Raw genomic sequence first — 15,925 nt, forward strand, 5'->3', positions numbered from 1 at the left:
GTAGGGGAAATTGCGTCCGCAGCGCTGAAAATCTCCTCCAACGCCGCCCCCAAGCAGACCGGCGCAGCACTCGGTCAGATCAAGGCGCAAAAATCACTCCCGCAAGCCTCATGGTGAAAAGTCCGGGCTAGAGGCACTAAGTCAAAGCGCTGACGGCTACACGCTTAATGAGCTGTGCCAGGCACTGGGACGCAACGTGAATGAGTTGTTCCGCATGGTGGTCACATTGCAGCGGCGGGGATTCATCCAGGCCGATCAGAACGATCGCTATACGTTGACGTTGAAGATGTTTCAGCTGGCGCATCGCCAGCAGCCAATAAAGTCACTGGTGGGCGCATCGCTGCCGTTGCTGCACGAACTGGCCGAGCGTGCGCGGCAATCCTGCCACTTGTCCATCTTTCAGAACGGGCGTGTCGTTGTCATTGCCCAAGTCGATAGTCCGGAGCGCTGGTCCTTCGGCTTGAAAATCGGCGTGGTGATGGGACTGACCGATACGTCATCGGGCCATGTTTTGCTGGCCTACCAGGACGAGATAGAGCGCACCCGCATGCTCAGCAGCCATATCAGGGTGGAAGGTGAACTGAATATGGATCCGGGTCAGCTATTTGCCCTGCTCAAGGAGGTGCGCGTCAAGGGCTACGCCTCGATGCCCAGCATCCAGATAGACGGCATCACGAACATTGCATTTCCTGTACGCAGCATAGGAGGACGCGTGGTGGCTGCCATTAACGTCCCCCATATCGCCAGGATCGACGGCACACCCCGCCCCGATATCGAGCAGATCAAGGAAATCATGGGTAATGTCTGCACGCGGCTCTCCGCGCGCATCGGTTTCGATCCTTACTGGGTAGAGCCGGCTTAGTCGCGCCCATTGCTGTCATTGACCGCCTGATGCTTGCGCTGCACGTTATAGGGCGTCAGCACAGCATGGCACACTAGATCCAGGGTCGGCCGCACGTCACCGGCCTTGTCCTGATACACCTTGGGCGTGAGGCTGCCCGACATTGCTACCGAATCGCCATCATCCAGAGCCAGAAGCGCGGCCTGCACCTTCTCGTCGAAAGCGATTACGTTGCATAACAGGGTATCGCCATTGCCCGCCATCACCTTGACCTTCGCGGTCGTGTAGCTGTCGCCTGTTTTTCCTGTGCCTTGCTTGGGCGCGCCGTAAAGCCTGCCTGCCGTGAGTGCGTCGATCATTTATGTTGCTTCCATCATCAATAGCTGGCCAAATTCGGCTGGGTCGGTCGTCAGACTGCTATTAGAATGCATTTGCGGCTCGCTTGCATGCCGACATGGACCGTTCAGCACTCCAACACCCGCCAACGAGAGGTATGCCGGAATGAAGCCAGGCTTGACCATATGGGCCTTATCAGGAGGAGCCGCCGTATCCGTGGGCTTCGCACGTTTCGGTTATGCCCTTATCCTGCCTGCGATGCAGGCCGACCTGGAACTGAATTACGCACAGGCTGGCTGGCTGAATACCGCCAATTCCCTGGGCTATTTGCTGGGCGCCTTGCTGACCATTCTGTTTGTCGCCAGACTGGGCAACCGCATCCTTTTTGCGGGCGGTTTGGTTCTGACCACCGTTACCCTACTGGGTACCGGCATGACGCAAGATTTTCAATGGCTAACGCTGTTTCGATTTCTCGCGGGATTCGGTGCAGCGGGCGCTTTCATCTGCGGCGGCGTGCTGTCGGGCGTGCTCGGGACGCGTGCCATTGTCATATTCTTCAGTGGCGGAGGCTTGGGAATGCTGCTTACCGGCGCAGTGCTTCCCTGGCTATTCTACGAAACAGGGGCCAGCGCCTGGCCTTGGGCATGGCTGGTCATCGGCGCCGTGTGTGTTCCTTTATCGATTGCAGCCGTTACGGCTTGCGCCACAATTCAGGAGCCATCCTCACCGACCACATCGACACGCTGGCCATGGCGGCATTGCGCCGCTGAATTTATCGCTTATTTCTTTTTTGGGCTGGGCTACATTGCCTACATGACGTTCATTGTTGCCTGGGTCAAACATCACACGGCGGACCCGTCACGCCTGGCCGGCACCACGTCAATAATGTGGATACTCCTGGGTGCGATGACCCTGGTAGCCCCTATTGTCTGGCGCAGTGTATTCAACGGACGTCGCGACGGCATACCCATGGCCTTGGCCCTGCTCGTACTGGCGTCAGGTGCAGCGCTGCCTTTGCTCTTGTCCAATCTGATCGGAACGTGGCTTTCTGCATTGCTGGTAGGCGCCAGCGTGTTCATGGTGCCCTCGGCGGTCACGGGATTCGTGAAGACAAATTTGCCACCACGCGCCTGGGGCAATGCGCTGGCGGTCGCCACAAGCCTTTTCGCCCTCGGGCAGACTATCGGACCGGTTGCCTGCGGCTGGATCAGCGACCTGACCGGCTCGCTATCGAGCGGCCTCGCCGCTTCGGCCGGAATGCTGTTTTTGGCGGCGCTGCTGGCCCTATGCCAGAAACCCTTGCCGCCATTGAGCTGACATTTCCGACTACACCTGCTCCACAAGTTGAAATTCAACATCGCTTCCAGAGTTGCAACGCCCGTTCAGGGACCATCGGTGCCATTCTGTTGCGACGGCACGCTGATCGAAGACGAGCACATACCCCAGACAATTGACTTCCTCCGACTCAACCGCGGTGGTAATCTCGGTGATAAAAGCGAGCCTGCCACCATTGGTTCGGTATATGCCGATTCCGTTAACGATCTGCGGAGCATTCAAGGAAACACCCTCCTTTTCTAGGGGGCCAGTGTGAACAAAAGGGATCTGCGTCTGCCTGGGAACATGGTAGAGATGCTGAATAAAACGCCGAATACCGTCAATGGGCCGAATAGCTTCCCCACTTATTTCAATCCTCTTGAAATCCCCGGGTTTGCACTTATATCGCAAACAGGCGGGTAGCAAGCTCTCCCGTTTCCACAGTCTGTCATTAGCCGAGCGCCGAGCAGATTCCGAGGCGTGCGGCCCGTTACAAGGAGGCTACGTCCATGAGAAGTTCTTATTTGCAAACCGACCTCTTGAGCGAGTTCGACCGCCTACAGCAACAGGTGGCTTCGCTTTTTGGCGGCTTTCCTTCAAGCATACGTTCGGACCGCTATGGGTCATTCCCCAAGCTCAACGTAGGCACGACTGACGACGCCATCGAGATCGTCGCTTTCGTACCCGGCGTAAAGTCTGATCAGATCGATGTCTCGATTGATAAAGGTCTATTGACCATCAGTGGCGAGCGCCAGGCCTTGTTCGCCAACGAAGAGAGCGATGACGCCCGGCGCTATGCGCAGGAACGCTATGCCGGTTCGTTTCGCCGCACCATCGAGCTGCCCGCGAACGCCAATCCCGAGCAGGTCACGGCGCGCTGCTCGAATGGGTGCCTGATGGTGACCGTCGCCAAACATGAGGCGTCCAAACCGCGCGCTATTACTGTTCAATAAACACGGAGGAAAGATCATGAACGACATCAGCAGCAATGCTTTGCAGCGCAGTCAAGCTCAGGTTGCCCCTCGCCAGGGCGGCCAAGCGGCTCGGCCCCTGACACTCACACCGGCCGTCGATGTAGAGGAAAACAGCCACGGTATTACGCTGTGGCTGGACATGCCGGCTGTACCAAAAGAAAAGCTGGAGATCGAGGTCCACGACGACAATTTGCGCATCCAGGGTGAAGCTGTCGTTCCGACACCTGAGAACCTGCAGCTCAAGTACGCGGAAGTCAGGGAGTCGCGCTTTGCCCGCAGCTTTACTCTGGCCCCCGACCTGGATACGTCGCGGATCGACGCCAATCTACAGGATGGCGTGCTGAGAGTGACGATACCGCGGCGTGAAGAAGCGCGGCCCCGGCGTATCGAAGTACAGGCCGGCTAAGCGTCAAGCGCCGGCGGAAGCCTTGGGGCTCCCAGGCGGACTGCACCCCAAAAGTTGGACACCCATCCAGCCTTTGGGGTGTTTTTTATGAGCCACCTGGATGGCGTTGGGCATGCCATATGCATGCGCCGGTTGAATGCATGCCAGGGCCAATTGCTGATACAGGGAAATAAAATGACTCGATCCGACCGTAAAACCGACCAAGACAACAGCCAACAAGACGCCAAGGGCGAAAAAGCGACTCAGTTTGATGGAAACCCGAATCCGCAGGGCGCTCCATCGTCGCCCTTGAAACCCAAGGACGACACTCCTTTTTTTCTTGAAAAAACCAGCGGACCGGAAAAAGAGAAAAAGTAAAGCGCCATCCGACGCCTTTACCTCACAGTAGCAAGTGGGGCGCGCCGCGCCCCACTTGCTACCGCCCATGAGTATCCGCCATCTGACGTTATTTTTGTGCGTCTCTTGCCGCAGCTTGAATCTTGTCGCCCGCCTTCTCGATCTGGGCGCCGGCATTACTAATGGACTGGTCGACCGCTTTCCCGGCTTTCTCGGCCGGACCTTCTTCGGGTTGGCAGCCTGCCAACCCGAATGACAACATGCCTGCCAAAATTACCGCGCTACTCTTGCGTTTGATCATTCGTATCTCTTTTAACTCGTTTATGAATTCGTTATGGCTAACTTTCGTGGCATCGCCGCAAAGGTGGACGAGCCCTCGAACAGCTACATTCCAATCGACTTTTTAATCTGAACGTTCTGGGCGGCGATAAGCTGTTCGAACTCCTCAGTTGAATCTGAGCCCAGTTCCAGCAGCATGATGAAACTGTCTTTCCCCATTGCCTTGGTCACACCGGCGATCGCCCGATATTTGGCAATCTCGCGCAGTTCACTGACGCTTTTCCCGGCGGCCTGTGCGTCCTGCTCAGTAATGGCATCCACCTCACGCATCAAATCAGGATTGCGTTCAAAAAACCGCTGCTTGCCACGAGCCACTGCTGTTTTGATCTTGTTGGATTCATCGTTCATTGTTCTAGTCCTGTCTATGGTGCCACGACGCTTGATGCTATTCGGCGACGTTGCGATCGCGCCTCATCGTACACGCTACGGAGCGACAGATAGATCTGCCGTGTCTTAGCAGTTGCCCTTCTTGGCCTGCCCCGGCGGACAGAAGCCACCCCGGTCGCCTCCATGCGGGTCAACAACAACTGATCCAGACGGCGTATAGACAGCGCACGCGGACAGAATGGAAACCGTAAAGGCAAGCAAGGCAATCAACTTCATAGGTATCTCAAAAAGTGGGTTCGACTGGGATTCTAGTCACTTCTGCAAAGCCGGACCTTACAAAACGTAACTTGGTGACGGACCCATTGCCCACGTCAGGCACACCAGTTGCTAGACACAGATTGTCAGAAGCTTGGCCGCTCGACGCTGAGCATTTTGAAACGCAACCTTTAAAAGTGAGAGCAACACCTATGACCATCGCAAATACAATATCAAAGCACCTTCTTATTTCCGCTTTTGTATTGGGGGCAGGCATGAGTTCATCTGCATGGGCCCAATCGACATCCGCAGCCGATGCCAAAGCCCAATATAAGGCGGACATGCAAAAGTGCGAAACCATGAAAGGCAATGACCAGGATGTCTGCGAGAAAGCGGCCGAAGCCCGCCGGGACTCCGCTAAAGCCGATCAAAAGGCCAATAAAGAATCCGCAGAAGCACAACATGATGCGGCAAAGACGAAGCGAGACTCGGCTTATGACGTTGCGAAAGAAAAATGCGACGCCATGTCCGGCGATGCAAAGGACCAATGTATTGCACAAGCCAAAACCCAGCATGGCAAGTAACCTTACAGAGCGTTGAACCACTAGCCATCATGCCCTCTTCGGAGGGCATTTCTGTGCCCGGTGCCGCAGGCACATTGCTTGCCCTACAAAAGCGTGGAGGCCGTTCAGCCGAACTGGCCAGGTGATGCTTATGAAGGAACAACATGACACAGGAACAGAAACCAGTTACCCCTTTGCAAAGAGATCAGAAACAAGCAACGGACAGCACCCAGGATGAACTAAATCCGAGTTCGGAATTGGGATTAAAGTCGCCGGTGAAGGAATCGGAACGCTCCGGCGAAAGCAAGACAAATCCGGCTGGAGTACCTACCTCACCTAATAGGGATGACACTCCAAGGCCGCTAGGAAAAGAATCTCGCAACGACCAATAACGTATCCGCAAAGCCATGCCGAGCGTCCAGGCTGCGGGACTACATCGGGGACATGGATCAAATGATCCTTGTCCCCGTAGAACTATCGCAACCTATAAAGACGAGCTTGTCACGTTTCTCAACGCGCAAATTCTGAACGATTTCCAATATATCAACCGCTAGCACGAGTGCTTTCTTTTGATTAGCCATGCCGGTGCTTTTGCCTTGGCTCCGCCGCTGGCAAGTCGCTAACTGAAGGCTGGACAGGCGCAGTGTTTAATTCTTGGCCTCCTCCGCTCAACCAAAGCGCACGGCGCACGGCTTGGGATTTTAATGATGGAGCGATGTCAAGTGCTGGTGGTGCCATAACGTTCTCCTTCGAAGCCCATTATTGAGACTCCACCGTACCAACGGCAGGCTGGCACTGCAATCGCGTTTGCTCGTAATTACAATTGATATACTTTTTCACTTCAACGGGCGTAAGCCATCATCGGGGCGCTCGCCTCTCAAGCCCACCTATTCCGGGGGACACTATTCCATGGATGGTACAGTCTCGGGTGGACGACGCGTTTCGGCATCCTGCGTAACCGACGGTCCAGCGGGCTATGTAAAAGTGACCAGGCTTCTATTCTGTTTGATTCTTGCCTCGACCTCCGGCAGCGCGGCCGGACAGATCTGTACGATCTCTTCGGTACTTGATGGAGACAGCCTACGCGTGCACTGCTCTCAGCAGGAAGAGATGACCCAAGTCAGGCTTGCGCAGATCGATGCGCCCGAACTTCGCCAGGAACATGGCAAAGCGTCTCGCAGTTTTTTGAGGTTCATTTGCCCAGTGGGCATGAAGGTCCGAATCGAAAGTCGCGGACAGGGTCAGCATAAGCACACATTAGGTACCGTAATTTGCAATGAGATCAACGCGAATATCGCAATGGTAATGGCCGGCCATGCCTGGGCTTATAGCCGCTACTCACCCGCAACGAAAATGCACAAGTTACAAGACAAGGCGCGAGCAAACCATACGGGGCTGTGGCGCCGCCCAGATCCCGTCGCGCCGTGGGAGTTCAGGAAGATGGGTCGATAAGGCGCAGACGCAACTGGCGGATGGGCGCACTCCTACGGACAAGGGCGGCGCGTGCCGCCTCAAGGCAACGAGTCGATGTATTCCTTCGTCCAACGGACCCCCTCTTCAATTGCTGCATCAACAGATTTAGAGCGGTCGAAACCGCCTCGATTGATGGTATCGCCGTCGATCTTCAAGCCAAAGCCATGGCCCCCACCCGCCAGATCCGTCGAAATGATTTCTACGGTGTGCCCCTTGTATTCAAACGTGTTCTTGCTCATTGCTGCTCCGTTTCTGTCTCGACTACGACAACACTCAATAAGCCGCTACATCTAGGCCTGCACCTTGTCCTGTGCGGCCTCGAGCTCCGTCAAATCATTGATGCCAGTCATAGTCACTTCTGCGAAACATAAGGTGAGCATCTGACGTGCCCAAATGAAGTCCATCTCGAAAAACCGGGTCGGCCATGGACTTTATGGCTCGGGCACATGGCTTGCTTCATGTCTTTGAGCACCGGAAATCCGGTTCGATGAACGCGAGTAAGGAGTACTGATATGGATAGCGATCGTATTAAAGGCGCGGGAAAAGAAATTAAGGGTAATGTGAAGGAAGCCTTCGGTGAGGTTACCGGCGACCGAAGCACGGAACTCGAGGGCAAAGCCGATCAGGCTGCCGGAAAGATTCAACGTAAGTACGGTGAAGCCAAAGACGATGTGCGGGACGCGCTTGACGAGGCGGACGACGCCAATAACCTCAACGATCCAGCAGCCCGACCACGGCCGTAGCAGTCAGGACAAGCCCTCTTCGGAGGGCTTTATCTCGACCTTCCCAAGGAGGATGGCATGGACACGCCAACGCCCGGTTTAGCGAGAGAAGACATTCGCAAGTATTTACACAGAATCTGCGAAGAGGCTAAGGACTTGATGCAGGCCTATGACCCGCAGTTGGTGCTAGATTGGACAGATGCCAACTTGGCCGACGGCGCCGCCTTCCAGGCAGATATCCGCATTCAGAAAGACGGCGCCCATACGGGCAGCGTAGCTATGACGCTCGAGAAGAACGACATACTGCAACTAGGCGGACTCTTTGGCACACTCGCGAGCAAGAATAGTATTGCCGACTATTCGCTCGATGTAAAAATCAAGGACGTCGTCTCGCATGGCACTGATGCCGCAACCGTGAAAGCCACATGGCATGAGCACATCGTGTTCCAACCTCCCTCTGAGGCAGGCCAGGATAAGAAAATCCGGGTTATTGTCGACATGGAAGCCGACTGCTGTCATTTGCTCTTACGCGAGGACGGCCGCCTTAGCATTGGCTTGACGCTTTGCTCTGGTGAAGCCCGCGTGTTGAATTCCGATTAACGCAAGATCCACACGCCCTTGCAGATCTGCGCCTCCATGCAATATCTGCGTTCTAAGACCTGGTCAATTCCGTGCAACTCGCCGTAATCGCGCCGCGGATGTAGATGGGGATGCGGACTCGGCGAATCCGACTGCGTGTGGAAACGTAAAAAGTCTGGCGTCGCGGCTGCATCTCCATGGTATGTTGTGGAGTCCCAAGACAACACCTTACCGATGGACGCGGCATGGAAGACGACTACGCATTTGCTCTACAAATACTCGATCAACTAAACGGTGTCGAGGAATTCGACGCCGCGTACTACCAACAGCGCTCAGATAGAATCGGCGATATTGCGGATCGGCAAGGGTTGGAACCTGAAAAGGTCTTCGCTGTTTTGGTAGACGCTATCCGCATAGACATCAAAGAGCATCCCAACCAGGAACGTTTGCACTATCTCCTCAGTAAGGACACGTAGCTCGCTCCGGCGCATAAACGCAAAAACCCGCAATGGCGGGTTTCGGTTCCAAAAGGCAGTGGCCATGTCAGGGATCCCCCACCAACAAAAAGGCCAACTCCGAAGAATTGGCCTAAGTGCTTGATATTACTGGTGGGCTGTGGGCGGCTCGAACGCCCGACCTACGGATTAAGAGTCCGCTGCTCTACCAACTGAGCTAACAGCCCGTGTCCTGCAAAGAAAAAGATTCTACCGCGAAAATTGGCGGCGTGCCAGCATAGGACTAGATTTTTTTCGCCAAATCGGCAGCCAGGCCAATATAAGACCGCGGCGTGAGGGCAAGCAGGCGCTGCTTGGGTTCTTCGGGCAAATCAAGTCCATTGATGAACTCGGTAAGGCCAACCTGGTTGATGCCTTTGCCGCGCGTAAGCGCTTTCAGCTGCTCATAGGGTTGCGGCAAACCGTAGCGGCGCATGACCGTTTGAACGGGCTCGGCCAGCACTTCCCAGCAGGAATCAATATCGTCATCGATCGCTACGGCATTGAGTTCTAGCTTATGCAAACCACGCAGGCAGGAGTCATAGGCAATGGCGCAATAGCCGAAGGCCACGCCAAGGTTGCGTAGTACCGTGGAATCGGTAAGGTCGCGCTGGAACCGTGAAAGCGGCAATTTTTCGGACAAGTGACGCAATACCGCATTGGCCAGGCCCAGGTTGCCTTCCGAGTTTTCAAAGTCGATGGGGTTGACCTTGTGCGGCATGGTCGAGGAACCGACCTCTCCTTCTTTAAGCCGCTGCTTGAAGTAGCCAAGGGATACATAGCCCCATATGTCGCGGTCAAGATCCAGGATGATGGTGTTGGCGCGCGCCACGGCATCAAACAGGGCGGCCATCCAGTCGTGCGGCTCGATCTGTATTGAATAAGGGTTTTGCACGAGGCCCAGGTTGCCCAGGACGCCGGCGCTGAAGGCCGGCCAGTCGATTTCAGGATACGCGGACACGTGCGCGTTGTAATTGCCGGTTGCTCCGTTCAGCTTGGCCAAGGGCTCAACGGCCTCGATCGCCGTGATGGCACGCTCCAGCCGCGCCGCCACATTGGCGAATTCCTTGCCGAGCGTGGTTGGACTGGCAGGCTGGCCGTGCGTGCGCGAGAGCATGGGCTGGTCGGCAAACTGGCGCGCCATCGCCTTCAAATGCTGGCACAGCTCGGTGAGCTTGGGCACTATGAACTCAGAGCGGGCGCGAGACAGCATCAGCGCGTGCGAGGTGTTGTTGATGTCTTCGGACGTGCAGGCGAAGTGAATGAATTCGGCTGCCGCAGCAAGCTCGTCATTACCGGCCACACGTTCTTTCAACCAATATTCGACCGCCTTGACGTCGTGATTGGTGGTCTTCTCGATTTCCTTGATACGCGCCGCGTCGGATTCCGAGAACTCGTCGACCAATAGCTTCAGCTCGGCCTTGGCAGACGCGGAAAAAGGACGTAGTTCGGGCAGGCCGGCTTCAGACAAGCCCTGGAGCCAGGCCACCTCGACCTCGACCCGATGTGCCATGAACGCCGCTTCCGACAGTGTGGCGCGTAACGGTTGCCCTTTTGCGGCATAGCGTCCGTCAAGAGGGGACAAGGCGTTCAAGTGGCTTAGTTGCGAGGCAATTAACATGGCAGTTCACGTAAAGGAAAATTAGGTCGAATTCTAGCATTCGCGTTCAGCCGCAGGCTGAACGGATGTGGACAGTGGTAAACGCGCATAGAGAGTTACCCGTGTTCCGTCAATGCTATTGAGCCGAATGCGCATATAAACGACACATTCCCGGCGGGATCGTAACAGCGCCCGTTTTGTCCCTGTTTAGCGGGGAATAAGCAATCGTATCCTGCTATACTTTTTTTGCCCGCAACTCTCGAACTTTGACATGAAATTAATTGGTTCGTTAACTAGTCCTTACGTGCGCAAAGTGCGTGTCGTCATGGCAGAAAAAAAACTTGATTACGACTTTGTTCTTGAAAATGTGTGGGCCGACGACACACAAATACAGGCACATAATCCTTTAGGTAAGGTGCCCTGTCTAATCATGGAAGACTCGGGCAGTCTTTTCGACTCGCGCGTTATCGTAGAATACCTCGACACACTCTCGCCGGTAGGTCGCCTGATTCCGCAGCAAAGTCGCGACCGTGCCGCCACAAAGTGCTGGGAAGCCATTGGTGACGGCGTGCTCGATGCCGCTATTGCCATCCATATAGAAACGCATCGCCGGCCAGCCGAGCTGCGCAGCGAAGATTGGGTTTCGCGGCAGTACCAAAAAATATCGGTAGCCCTGGAATCCATGGATAAAAGCCTGGACGATCAGCCATTCTGCATGGGCGTCAATTTCAGCCTGGCCGATGTCGCGGTAGGCTGCGCCCTCGGTTATCTCGACCTGCGTTTCCCGCAACTGGACTGGCGTGCGGACCACAGCAATTTGCAGCGCCTCGATGAAAAGCTGCAAAGCCGCCCTTCGTTCGTCAGCACATTGCCGCCGCAGGGCTGATAAAGCCCCTGCAACAGCCGCTGCCAGGCGGCCTCAAGCGACACGATGAGACGACAGGACGCGGGCTACGCGTCCTGTCGATCAAGCCGAAAATCCTTTATATGCCTCGAACAACATGTATGCCGCTAGCACGAACAGCAGGCAGGCAAACACGCGCTTCAAGGTGGTCACCGGCAGGCGATGCGCGCAGCGAGCGCCATACGGAGCCGTCAGCACGCTCATGGCCGACAAAACGATAAGTGCAGGCCAGAAAATATAGCCCAGCATTCCATCATGCCCTTGCGCTTCGGAAAAGCCCGAATAGATATAGCCGGCGCTATTGGCCACCGCAATGAAGAAACCCAAGGCCGCCGACGTCGCTACCGCGTTATGCACCAGCACATTGCTGCGCGTCATGAACGGCACCGATAAAAAGCCACCGCCCGCTCCCAGCAGGCCCGAGGCGAAACCGATTCCCACGCCCACACTGGCAGTCGCAGCCTTGCCCGGCATGGTCCTTCCGACGACAGGCGGCTTGCCACTGAGCATTTTCACGCCGGAATAGGCGACAAAAATCCCGAATATCACAGCCAGCCAGGTTGCGCTAATGTAGGAGAACACCGCTCCGCCCGACAAAAGGCCACCGACTATCATGCCCGGCGCCATGATCCAGACAATATCCCAGCGTATGGCGCCCTTGGCATGGTGTGCGCGCATGCTGGAAATCGACGTAAAGATAATGGTGGTCATGGACGTGGCAATTGCCGCGTGCACAATCAAGTCGTCAGGTACGCCGTAAAAGGGAAAGAGCATCGTGAGAAATGGTACGAGTATCATTCCGCCCCCTATTCCCAACAATCCGGCAGCAAAGCCCACCGCAGCGCCTAGACAAGCCAGGCTGACAATAAAGACCGGATCCATATAAACCTTGAAAAGAAAAGCAGATGAAACAAAGAAAATGAAGGTAACTGCGGCCGATTTACGGTGCATCTGGGCTAAACGATGATGCCGCCTCCAAGGCAGACATCACCGGAATACAGCACAGCCGATTGACCGGGTGTGACCGCCCACTGGTCCTGTTCGAACGATAGCGTAAAGTCACCGTCCCGGGCCTCGGCCAGGACACACGACGCATCGGTTTGCCGATAGCGGGTCTTGGCGGCATAGGAGCCGGGCTCCGGTGCGCAGCCGGCGACCCAGCTGGCGTCCTGCGCCTGAAGCGACTGGCCCAGCAGCCACGGATGATCATGCCCCTGCACGACATAAAGCGTGTTGTGCGGAATGTCTTTGCGAGCAGTAAACCAGGCGTCGGCAGTGCCATCGTCACGCTGGCGCCCCTTGATACCGCCTATGCCCAGGCCTTTGCGCTGACCCAGGGTGTAGAACGCCAGTCCCTGGTGCTCACCCACCACGGTACCCTCAGGGGTCTTGATGGGACCGGGCTTGGTGGGAAGGTAGCGGTTCAGGAATTCGCGAAAAGGACGCTCGCCGATAAAGCAAATGCCAGTGGAGTCTTTTTTGGCCGCGTTCGGCAACTCAAGGGCTTGAGCCATGCGCCGCACTTCGGTCTTGGGAATTTCACCCAATGGGAAAAGCGTCTTGGCAAGCTGGGCCTGGTTCAGGCGGTGCAGGAAATAGCTTTGATCTTTGGTATGGTCCAGCGCCTTGAGCAATTGATGCTGCGGGCCGGCTTCGGTCTGGACGGTGCGCACACGCGCGTAATGGCCGGTGGCAATATGCTCGGCGCCCAACGACATCGCGTGGTCGAGAAAGGCTTTGAACTTGATTTCGGCATTGCACAGGACGTCGGGATTAGGCGTGCGGCCCGCCGAATATTCGCGCAGGAAATCCGCGAACACGCGGTCTTTATATTCCGCGGCAAAATTCACCGCCTCGATGTCGACACCGATCAGGTCGGCGACGCTGGCCGCATCCAGCCAGTCCTGGCGGGTTGAACAGTACTCGGAGTCGTCATCGTCCTCCCAGTTTTTCATGAACAGCCCGACTACGTCATAGCCTTGTTCTTTCAACAGCCATGCGGTCACCGAGGAATCGACGCCCCCGGACATACCCACCACGACGCGCCCTTTTGATGCAGATAGTTTAGCCATGCAGGTATTTTAGACGGTTCTGCCGCTTACGAGAGCGAGTCGGCGGGACCGGTTTCCAGGGCATCATCGACGATTTCAATCCAGTGCCGCACGGGTGTAGCCGTACCGCTTTGCAGGTGAGTAATGCAACCGATGTTGGACGAAATGATGCACGAGGGCTCTGCTGCCTGTATGGCGCTTAGCTTGCGGTTACGCAGCGATTGCGCCAGCTCCGGCTGGGTAACGGAATACGTGCCCGCCGATCCACAGCACAGGTGTGATTCCGCGAAAGGCTGCAGCGTGAATCCCAGGTCGATCAGCATGCGCTCACTGACACCACGCAAGCCTTGCCAATGCTGAAGCGTGCATGGCGGGTGGAAGGCGACCGGCGCGGGCGCCGCTTTCATGAGCTGGCGCAGCGCACTGGCATGGGGCGCGACGAGCTCGGCGACATCGCGGACCTTATCCACTAATCGTAGGGCCTTGACCACGTAGTCGCGATCGTGGCGCAGATGGTGCGCATATTCCCTGACCATGGCACCGCAACCCGACGCGTTCATGACAATGGCCTCTGCCTCGCCGCTGTCGATCAGGGGCAGCCAGGCGTCGATGTTCGCCCGCATCTGGTCGAGTGCCGCTTCCTGGGCATCGAGATGAAAGTTGATGGCGCCGCAGCAGCCCGCGCCCGGCACGACCCGGGTGCCTATTCCCAGCGCGTCGAGCACTCGTATGGTGGCCGCGTCTATGGTCGGCATCATGGCGGGTTGAACACATCCGGACAGCATCAGCACCTGCCTCGGATGCCGGCCGCCGTTGACGGGGAGCGTGCCAACCGGCCGGGTACGGGGTATTTTGTTCTTGAGTATCTCGGGAAGTGCGGGACGCAGCAAGCGGCCCAGCTTCATTGCCGGACCGAACAAGGGCGAGTTCAAGGTATGCCGCAATACGGCGCGAGTGAACCGTTGGCCAAAAGGCCGTTGCACTTGCTGGTCGACCATATTCCGGCCGATATCGACCAGCGCGCCGTACTCCACACCCGAAGGACAGGTGGTTTCGCAGTTGCGACAGGTCAGGCAGCGGTCAAGGTGCTCCTGGGTTGCCTGGGTCGGCTCCACGCCTTCGAGCACCTGCTTCATCAGGTAAATGCGCCCGCGCGGGCTGTCGCGCTCATCGCCCAGTATCTGATAAGTCGGACAGGTGGCCAGGCAGAAACCGCAGTGTACGCAACGGCGCAGGATTTCGTCGGCCTCTTGGCCTTGATCGGTATCACGCACCCAGGATGCCAGATTAGTTTGCATGATTGAATCTCAGAAGTCGGAGAACAGGCGTTTTGGATTGAAAATACCCACCGGATCGATTTCCTGCTTGAGGCGCAGGCTGATGTTCTTGACGGCCGGTGCCACAGGATGAAATACGCTCAGATCGGCTGGCTTGGAGTCGTAGCGATACAGCGTCGCATGGCCGCCCAGGCGGGCTACCGTGCTGCGCAATTCGTGTCCGGCCTCTATGCCCGACAACCACCGCAGGCCGCCGTTCCATTCGATCAGGGTATTGCCCAGATTAAGGGCCGGCGTATGGGGCGGCAATGCCACCCGCCACAAGGGGCGACCCTGGAAAAAGGAATGCGTCTGGTCCCGTAGACTGTTCCAGAACGCCGGAGCGCTGGTGGCGTCCATCAGCTGACCACCCAGCCTCGTCGCGGCGTTTTGGACAGCCGGCTCGCTTCCCGACAAACGGACATGCAGCAGTCCCGCCCCGCCGCCTTGACTGGCGCACCAGCTTGTTGCCGATATCGGTAGAGGCTGGCTACGCCATTGCGTGAACAGGCCCAGCGCCCCGGCCTCGTCGATGTCGAAGACCAGTGTTCTTTCCTGAAACGGCTTGGGGGCCACCTTGATCGAGACCTCGATCAGTGCGCCAAAAATACCCATTGAACCGGCCAGCAAGCGCGAGACGTCATAGCCGGCAACATTCTTCATGACTTCGCCGCCGAACGACAATACGCTGCCTGAAGAGTCAAGCAACTTGGCCCCAAGGACAAAATCGCGGACGCTGCCGGCGGCCATGCGGCGCGGTCCCGAGAGCCCGCTGGCGATACAGCCCCCAATGGTCGAGGCGGCGCCGAAACGCGGCGGCTCGAAGGCCAACATTTGATTCTGCTCGTCCAGGGTGCTTTCGATATCGCTGAGCAGCGTACCGGTGCGAGCTGTGATGACCAGCTCGGACGGCTGATAATTGACCACGCCATGGTAGGCCGAAAGCTCAAGCACTGCCGTGTCGCTGATGGTGTCGCGATCGCCGGGCTCGCCGTAGAAACTTTTGGTCCCGCCACCCTGTATGCAGACGGGGCGCTCTCCCGCACGGGCGGTCATGACTTGCTGACAAAGTTCGGATAAAACGAAATTCATGAT

General features: G+C 56.7%; 20 protein-coding genes, 1 tRNA gene and 1 pseudogene. 12 read left to right on the plus strand and 10 right to left on the minus strand.

The window, feature by feature from the left end; translation table 11 throughout:
• Nucleotides 1-139: 139 nt before the first annotated feature.
• Both CR159_RS22365 and CR159_RS22370 read left to right on the plus strand, forming a co-directional pair.
• Nucleotides 140-679, plus strand: a pseudogene (locus CR159_RS22365) (IclR family transcriptional regulator); the annotation flags it as partial.
• Between the two features lie 36 nt (nt 680-715).
• On the plus strand, nt 716-862 hold the full coding sequence (locus tag CR159_RS22370; protein WP_500796521.1) for a hypothetical protein: 147 nt from the start codon (nt 716-718) through the stop codon (nt 860-862).
• Here CR159_RS22370 and CR159_RS18930 read toward each other — a convergent pair.
• The gene (locus CR159_RS18930) at nt 859-1,200 is read right to left on the minus strand and encodes a single-stranded DNA-binding protein (protein WP_102075512.1); all 342 of its coding nucleotides are present in this window, start codon (nt 1,198-1,200) and stop codon (nt 859-861) included. The genes CR159_RS22370 and CR159_RS18930 overlap by 4 nt on opposite strands.
• Before the next feature lie 142 nt (nt 1,201-1,342).
• Here CR159_RS18930 and CR159_RS18935 point away from each other — a divergent pair, with 142 nt between their 5' ends.
• The 4 genes from CR159_RS18935 to CR159_RS18955 all read left to right on the plus strand — a co-directional run bounded on the left by CR159_RS18935 (nt 1,343) and on the right by CR159_RS18955 (nt 4,228).
• Nucleotides 1,343-2,494, plus strand: coding sequence for a YbfB/YjiJ family MFS transporter (locus CR159_RS18935; protein ID WP_102075513.1), 1,152 nt, complete (start codon nt 1,343-1,345; stop codon nt 2,492-2,494).
• 506 nt (nt 2,495-3,000) lie between these two features.
• On the plus strand, nt 3,001-3,444 hold the full coding sequence (locus CR159_RS18945; RefSeq protein WP_102075515.1) for an Hsp20/alpha crystallin family protein: 444 nt from the start codon (nt 3,001-3,003) through the stop codon (nt 3,442-3,444).
• Between the two features lie 16 nt (nt 3,445-3,460).
• The gene (locus CR159_RS18950; RefSeq protein ID WP_102075516.1) at nt 3,461-3,871 is read left to right on the plus strand and encodes an Hsp20/alpha crystallin family protein; all 411 of its coding nucleotides are present in this window, start codon (nt 3,461-3,463) and stop codon (nt 3,869-3,871) included.
• A 174-nt stretch (nt 3,872-4,045) separates the two neighbouring features.
• Complete coding sequence (locus tag CR159_RS18955; RefSeq protein WP_143705484.1) at nt 4,046-4,228, plus strand: hypothetical protein; 183 nt, start codon at nt 4,046-4,048, stop codon at nt 4,226-4,228.
• Between the two features lie 88 nt (nt 4,229-4,316).
• Here the strand turns inward: CR159_RS18955 and CR159_RS18960 are convergent, their stop codons facing one another.
• A complete protein-coding gene (locus tag CR159_RS18960; RefSeq protein WP_102075518.1) occupies nt 4,317-4,508 on the minus strand; it encodes a hypothetical protein in 192 nt (63 codons plus the stop codon).
• A gap of 83 nt (nt 4,509-4,591) precedes the next feature.
• Entirely contained in the window at nt 4,592-4,894 is a 303-nt protein-coding gene (locus CR159_RS18965; RefSeq protein WP_102075519.1) for a DUF6388 family protein, read from the minus strand.
• 377 nt (nt 4,895-5,271) lie between these two features.
• On the opposite strand from CR159_RS18965, the gene CR159_RS18970 reads away from it, so the two are divergent.
• Nucleotides 5,272-5,712, plus strand: a complete 441-nt coding sequence (locus CR159_RS18970; RefSeq protein ID WP_369406268.1) for a hypothetical protein — start codon at nt 5,272-5,274, stop codon at nt 5,710-5,712.
• 1,089 nt (nt 5,713-6,801) lie between these two features.
• Nucleotides 6,802-7,143: a thermonuclease family protein gene (locus tag CR159_RS22285; RefSeq protein ID WP_369406269.1), complete on the plus strand. Its 342-nt coding sequence runs from the start codon at nt 6,802-6,804 to the stop codon at nt 7,141-7,143.
• A 59-nt stretch (nt 7,144-7,202) separates the two neighbouring features.
• Here the strand turns inward: CR159_RS22285 and CR159_RS18980 are convergent, their stop codons facing one another.
• Entirely contained in the window at nt 7,203-7,403 is a 201-nt protein-coding gene (locus tag CR159_RS18980; RefSeq protein WP_102075522.1) for a hypothetical protein, read from the minus strand.
• A gap of 273 nt (nt 7,404-7,676) precedes the next feature.
• Between CR159_RS18980 and CR159_RS18985 the strand changes: the two genes are divergently transcribed.
• The 3 genes from CR159_RS18985 to CR159_RS18995 all read left to right on the plus strand — a co-directional run bounded on the left by CR159_RS18985 (nt 7,677) and on the right by CR159_RS18995 (nt 8,941).
• Nucleotides 7,677-7,907, plus strand: a complete 231-nt coding sequence (locus tag CR159_RS18985; protein ID WP_102075523.1) for a CsbD family protein — start codon at nt 7,677-7,679, stop codon at nt 7,905-7,907.
• Nucleotides 7,908-7,964: 57 nt separating this feature from the next.
• Complete coding sequence (locus CR159_RS18990) at nt 7,965-8,486, plus strand: hypothetical protein (RefSeq protein ID WP_102075524.1); 522 nt, start codon at nt 7,965-7,967, stop codon at nt 8,484-8,486.
• A gap of 224 nt (nt 8,487-8,710) precedes the next feature.
• Entirely contained in the window at nt 8,711-8,941 is a 231-nt protein-coding gene (locus CR159_RS18995) for a hypothetical protein (protein WP_102075525.1), read from the plus strand.
• A 130-nt stretch (nt 8,942-9,071) separates the two neighbouring features.
• On the opposite strand, the gene CR159_RS19000 is transcribed toward CR159_RS18995, so the two are convergent.
• Nucleotides 9,072-9,147 (minus strand) — tRNA-Lys (locus CR159_RS19000).
• Between the two features lie 56 nt (nt 9,148-9,203).
• Nucleotides 9,204-10,580: an adenylosuccinate lyase gene (gene purB, locus CR159_RS19005; protein ID WP_102075526.1), complete on the minus strand. Its 1,377-nt coding sequence runs from the start codon at nt 10,578-10,580 to the stop codon at nt 9,204-9,206.
• 250 nt (nt 10,581-10,830) lie between these two features.
• On the opposite strand from purB, the gene CR159_RS19010 reads away from it, so the two are divergent.
• On the plus strand, nt 10,831-11,445 hold the full coding sequence (locus tag CR159_RS19010) for a glutathione S-transferase N-terminal domain-containing protein (protein WP_102075527.1): 615 nt from the start codon (nt 10,831-10,833) through the stop codon (nt 11,443-11,445).
• An 81-nt stretch (nt 11,446-11,526) separates the two neighbouring features.
• On the opposite strand, the gene CR159_RS19015 is transcribed toward CR159_RS19010, so the two are convergent.
• The 4 genes from CR159_RS19015 to glcE form a co-directional block, all read right to left on the minus strand.
• Nucleotides 11,527-12,345, minus strand: a complete 819-nt coding sequence (locus tag CR159_RS19015) for a sulfite exporter TauE/SafE family protein (RefSeq protein WP_102075565.1) — start codon at nt 12,343-12,345, stop codon at nt 11,527-11,529.
• 74 nt (nt 12,346-12,419) lie between these two features.
• Complete coding sequence (gene mnmA / locus CR159_RS19020; protein WP_102075528.1) at nt 12,420-13,535, minus strand: tRNA 2-thiouridine(34) synthase MnmA; 1,116 nt, start codon at nt 13,533-13,535, stop codon at nt 12,420-12,422.
• Nucleotides 13,536-13,561: 26 nt separating this feature from the next.
• The gene (gene glcF, locus CR159_RS19025) at nt 13,562-14,812 is read right to left on the minus strand and encodes a glycolate oxidase subunit GlcF (RefSeq protein ID WP_102075529.1); all 1,251 of its coding nucleotides are present in this window, start codon (nt 14,810-14,812) and stop codon (nt 13,562-13,564) included.
• 9 nt (nt 14,813-14,821) lie between these two features.
• Nucleotides 14,822-15,922, minus strand: a complete 1,101-nt coding sequence (glcE, locus tag CR159_RS19030) for a glycolate oxidase subunit GlcE (protein ID WP_102075530.1) — start codon at nt 15,920-15,922, stop codon at nt 14,822-14,824.
• Nucleotides 15,923-15,925: the final 3 nt, after the last annotated feature.

Origin of the sequence: Pollutimonas subterranea (assembly GCF_002849655.1) — a bacterium.
Classification (GTDB): Bacteria; Pseudomonadota; Gammaproteobacteria; order Burkholderiales; family Burkholderiaceae_B; genus Pollutimonas; species Pollutimonas subterranea.

What these genes read in the sequence shown, in the direction of transcription:
- CR159_RS22285 (WP_369406269.1), top strand. Translation starts at nt 6,802, where the DNA reads ATGACCCAAGTCAGGCTTGCGCAGATCGATGCGCCCGAACTTCGCCAG.
- CR159_RS18990 (WP_102075524.1), top strand. Translation starts at nt 7,965, where the DNA reads ATGGACACGCCAACGCCCGGTTTAGCGAGAGAAGACATTCGCAAGTAT.
- CR159_RS18980 (WP_102075522.1), bottom strand. Translation starts at nt 7,403, where the DNA reads ATGAGCAAGAACACGTTTGAATACAAGGGGCACACCGTAGAAATCATT.
- mnmA (WP_102075528.1), bottom strand. Translation starts at nt 13,535, where the DNA reads ATGGCTAAACTATCTGCATCAAAAGGGCGCGTCGTGGTGGGTATGTCC.
- CR159_RS18930 (WP_102075512.1), bottom strand. Translation starts at nt 1,200, where the DNA reads ATGATCGACGCACTCACGGCAGGCAGGCTTTACGGCGCGCCCAAGCAA.
- CR159_RS18935 (WP_102075513.1), top strand. Translation starts at nt 1,343, where the DNA reads ATGAAGCCAGGCTTGACCATATGGGCCTTATCAGGAGGAGCCGCCGTA.
- glcE (WP_102075530.1), bottom strand. Translation starts at nt 15,922, where the DNA reads ATGAATTTCGTTTTATCCGAACTTTGTCAGCAAGTCATGACCGCCCGT.
- CR159_RS18985 (WP_102075523.1), top strand. Translation starts at nt 7,677, where the DNA reads ATGGATAGCGATCGTATTAAAGGCGCGGGAAAAGAAATTAAGGGTAAT.
- CR159_RS18965 (WP_102075519.1), bottom strand. Translation starts at nt 4,894, where the DNA reads ATGAACGATGAATCCAACAAGATCAAAACAGCAGTGGCTCGTGGCAAG.
- CR159_RS18955 (WP_143705484.1), top strand. Translation starts at nt 4,046, where the DNA reads ATGACTCGATCCGACCGTAAAACCGACCAAGACAACAGCCAACAAGAC.
- CR159_RS18950 (WP_102075516.1), top strand. Translation starts at nt 3,461, where the DNA reads ATGAACGACATCAGCAGCAATGCTTTGCAGCGCAGTCAAGCTCAGGTT.
- glcF (WP_102075529.1), bottom strand. Translation starts at nt 14,812, where the DNA reads ATGCAAACTAATCTGGCATCCTGGGTGCGTGATACCGATCAAGGCCAA.
- purB (WP_102075526.1), bottom strand. Translation starts at nt 10,580, where the DNA reads ATGTTAATTGCCTCGCAACTAAGCCACTTGAACGCCTTGTCCCCTCTT.
- CR159_RS18945 (WP_102075515.1), top strand. Translation starts at nt 3,001, where the DNA reads ATGAGAAGTTCTTATTTGCAAACCGACCTCTTGAGCGAGTTCGACCGC.
- CR159_RS18960 (WP_102075518.1), bottom strand. Translation starts at nt 4,508, where the DNA reads ATGATCAAACGCAAGAGTAGCGCGGTAATTTTGGCAGGCATGTTGTCA.
- CR159_RS19010 (WP_102075527.1), top strand. Translation starts at nt 10,831, where the DNA reads ATGAAATTAATTGGTTCGTTAACTAGTCCTTACGTGCGCAAAGTGCGT.
- CR159_RS19015 (WP_102075565.1), bottom strand. Translation starts at nt 12,345, where the DNA reads ATGGATCCGGTCTTTATTGTCAGCCTGGCTTGTCTAGGCGCTGCGGTG.
- CR159_RS18995 (WP_102075525.1), top strand. Translation starts at nt 8,711, where the DNA reads ATGGAAGACGACTACGCATTTGCTCTACAAATACTCGATCAACTAAAC.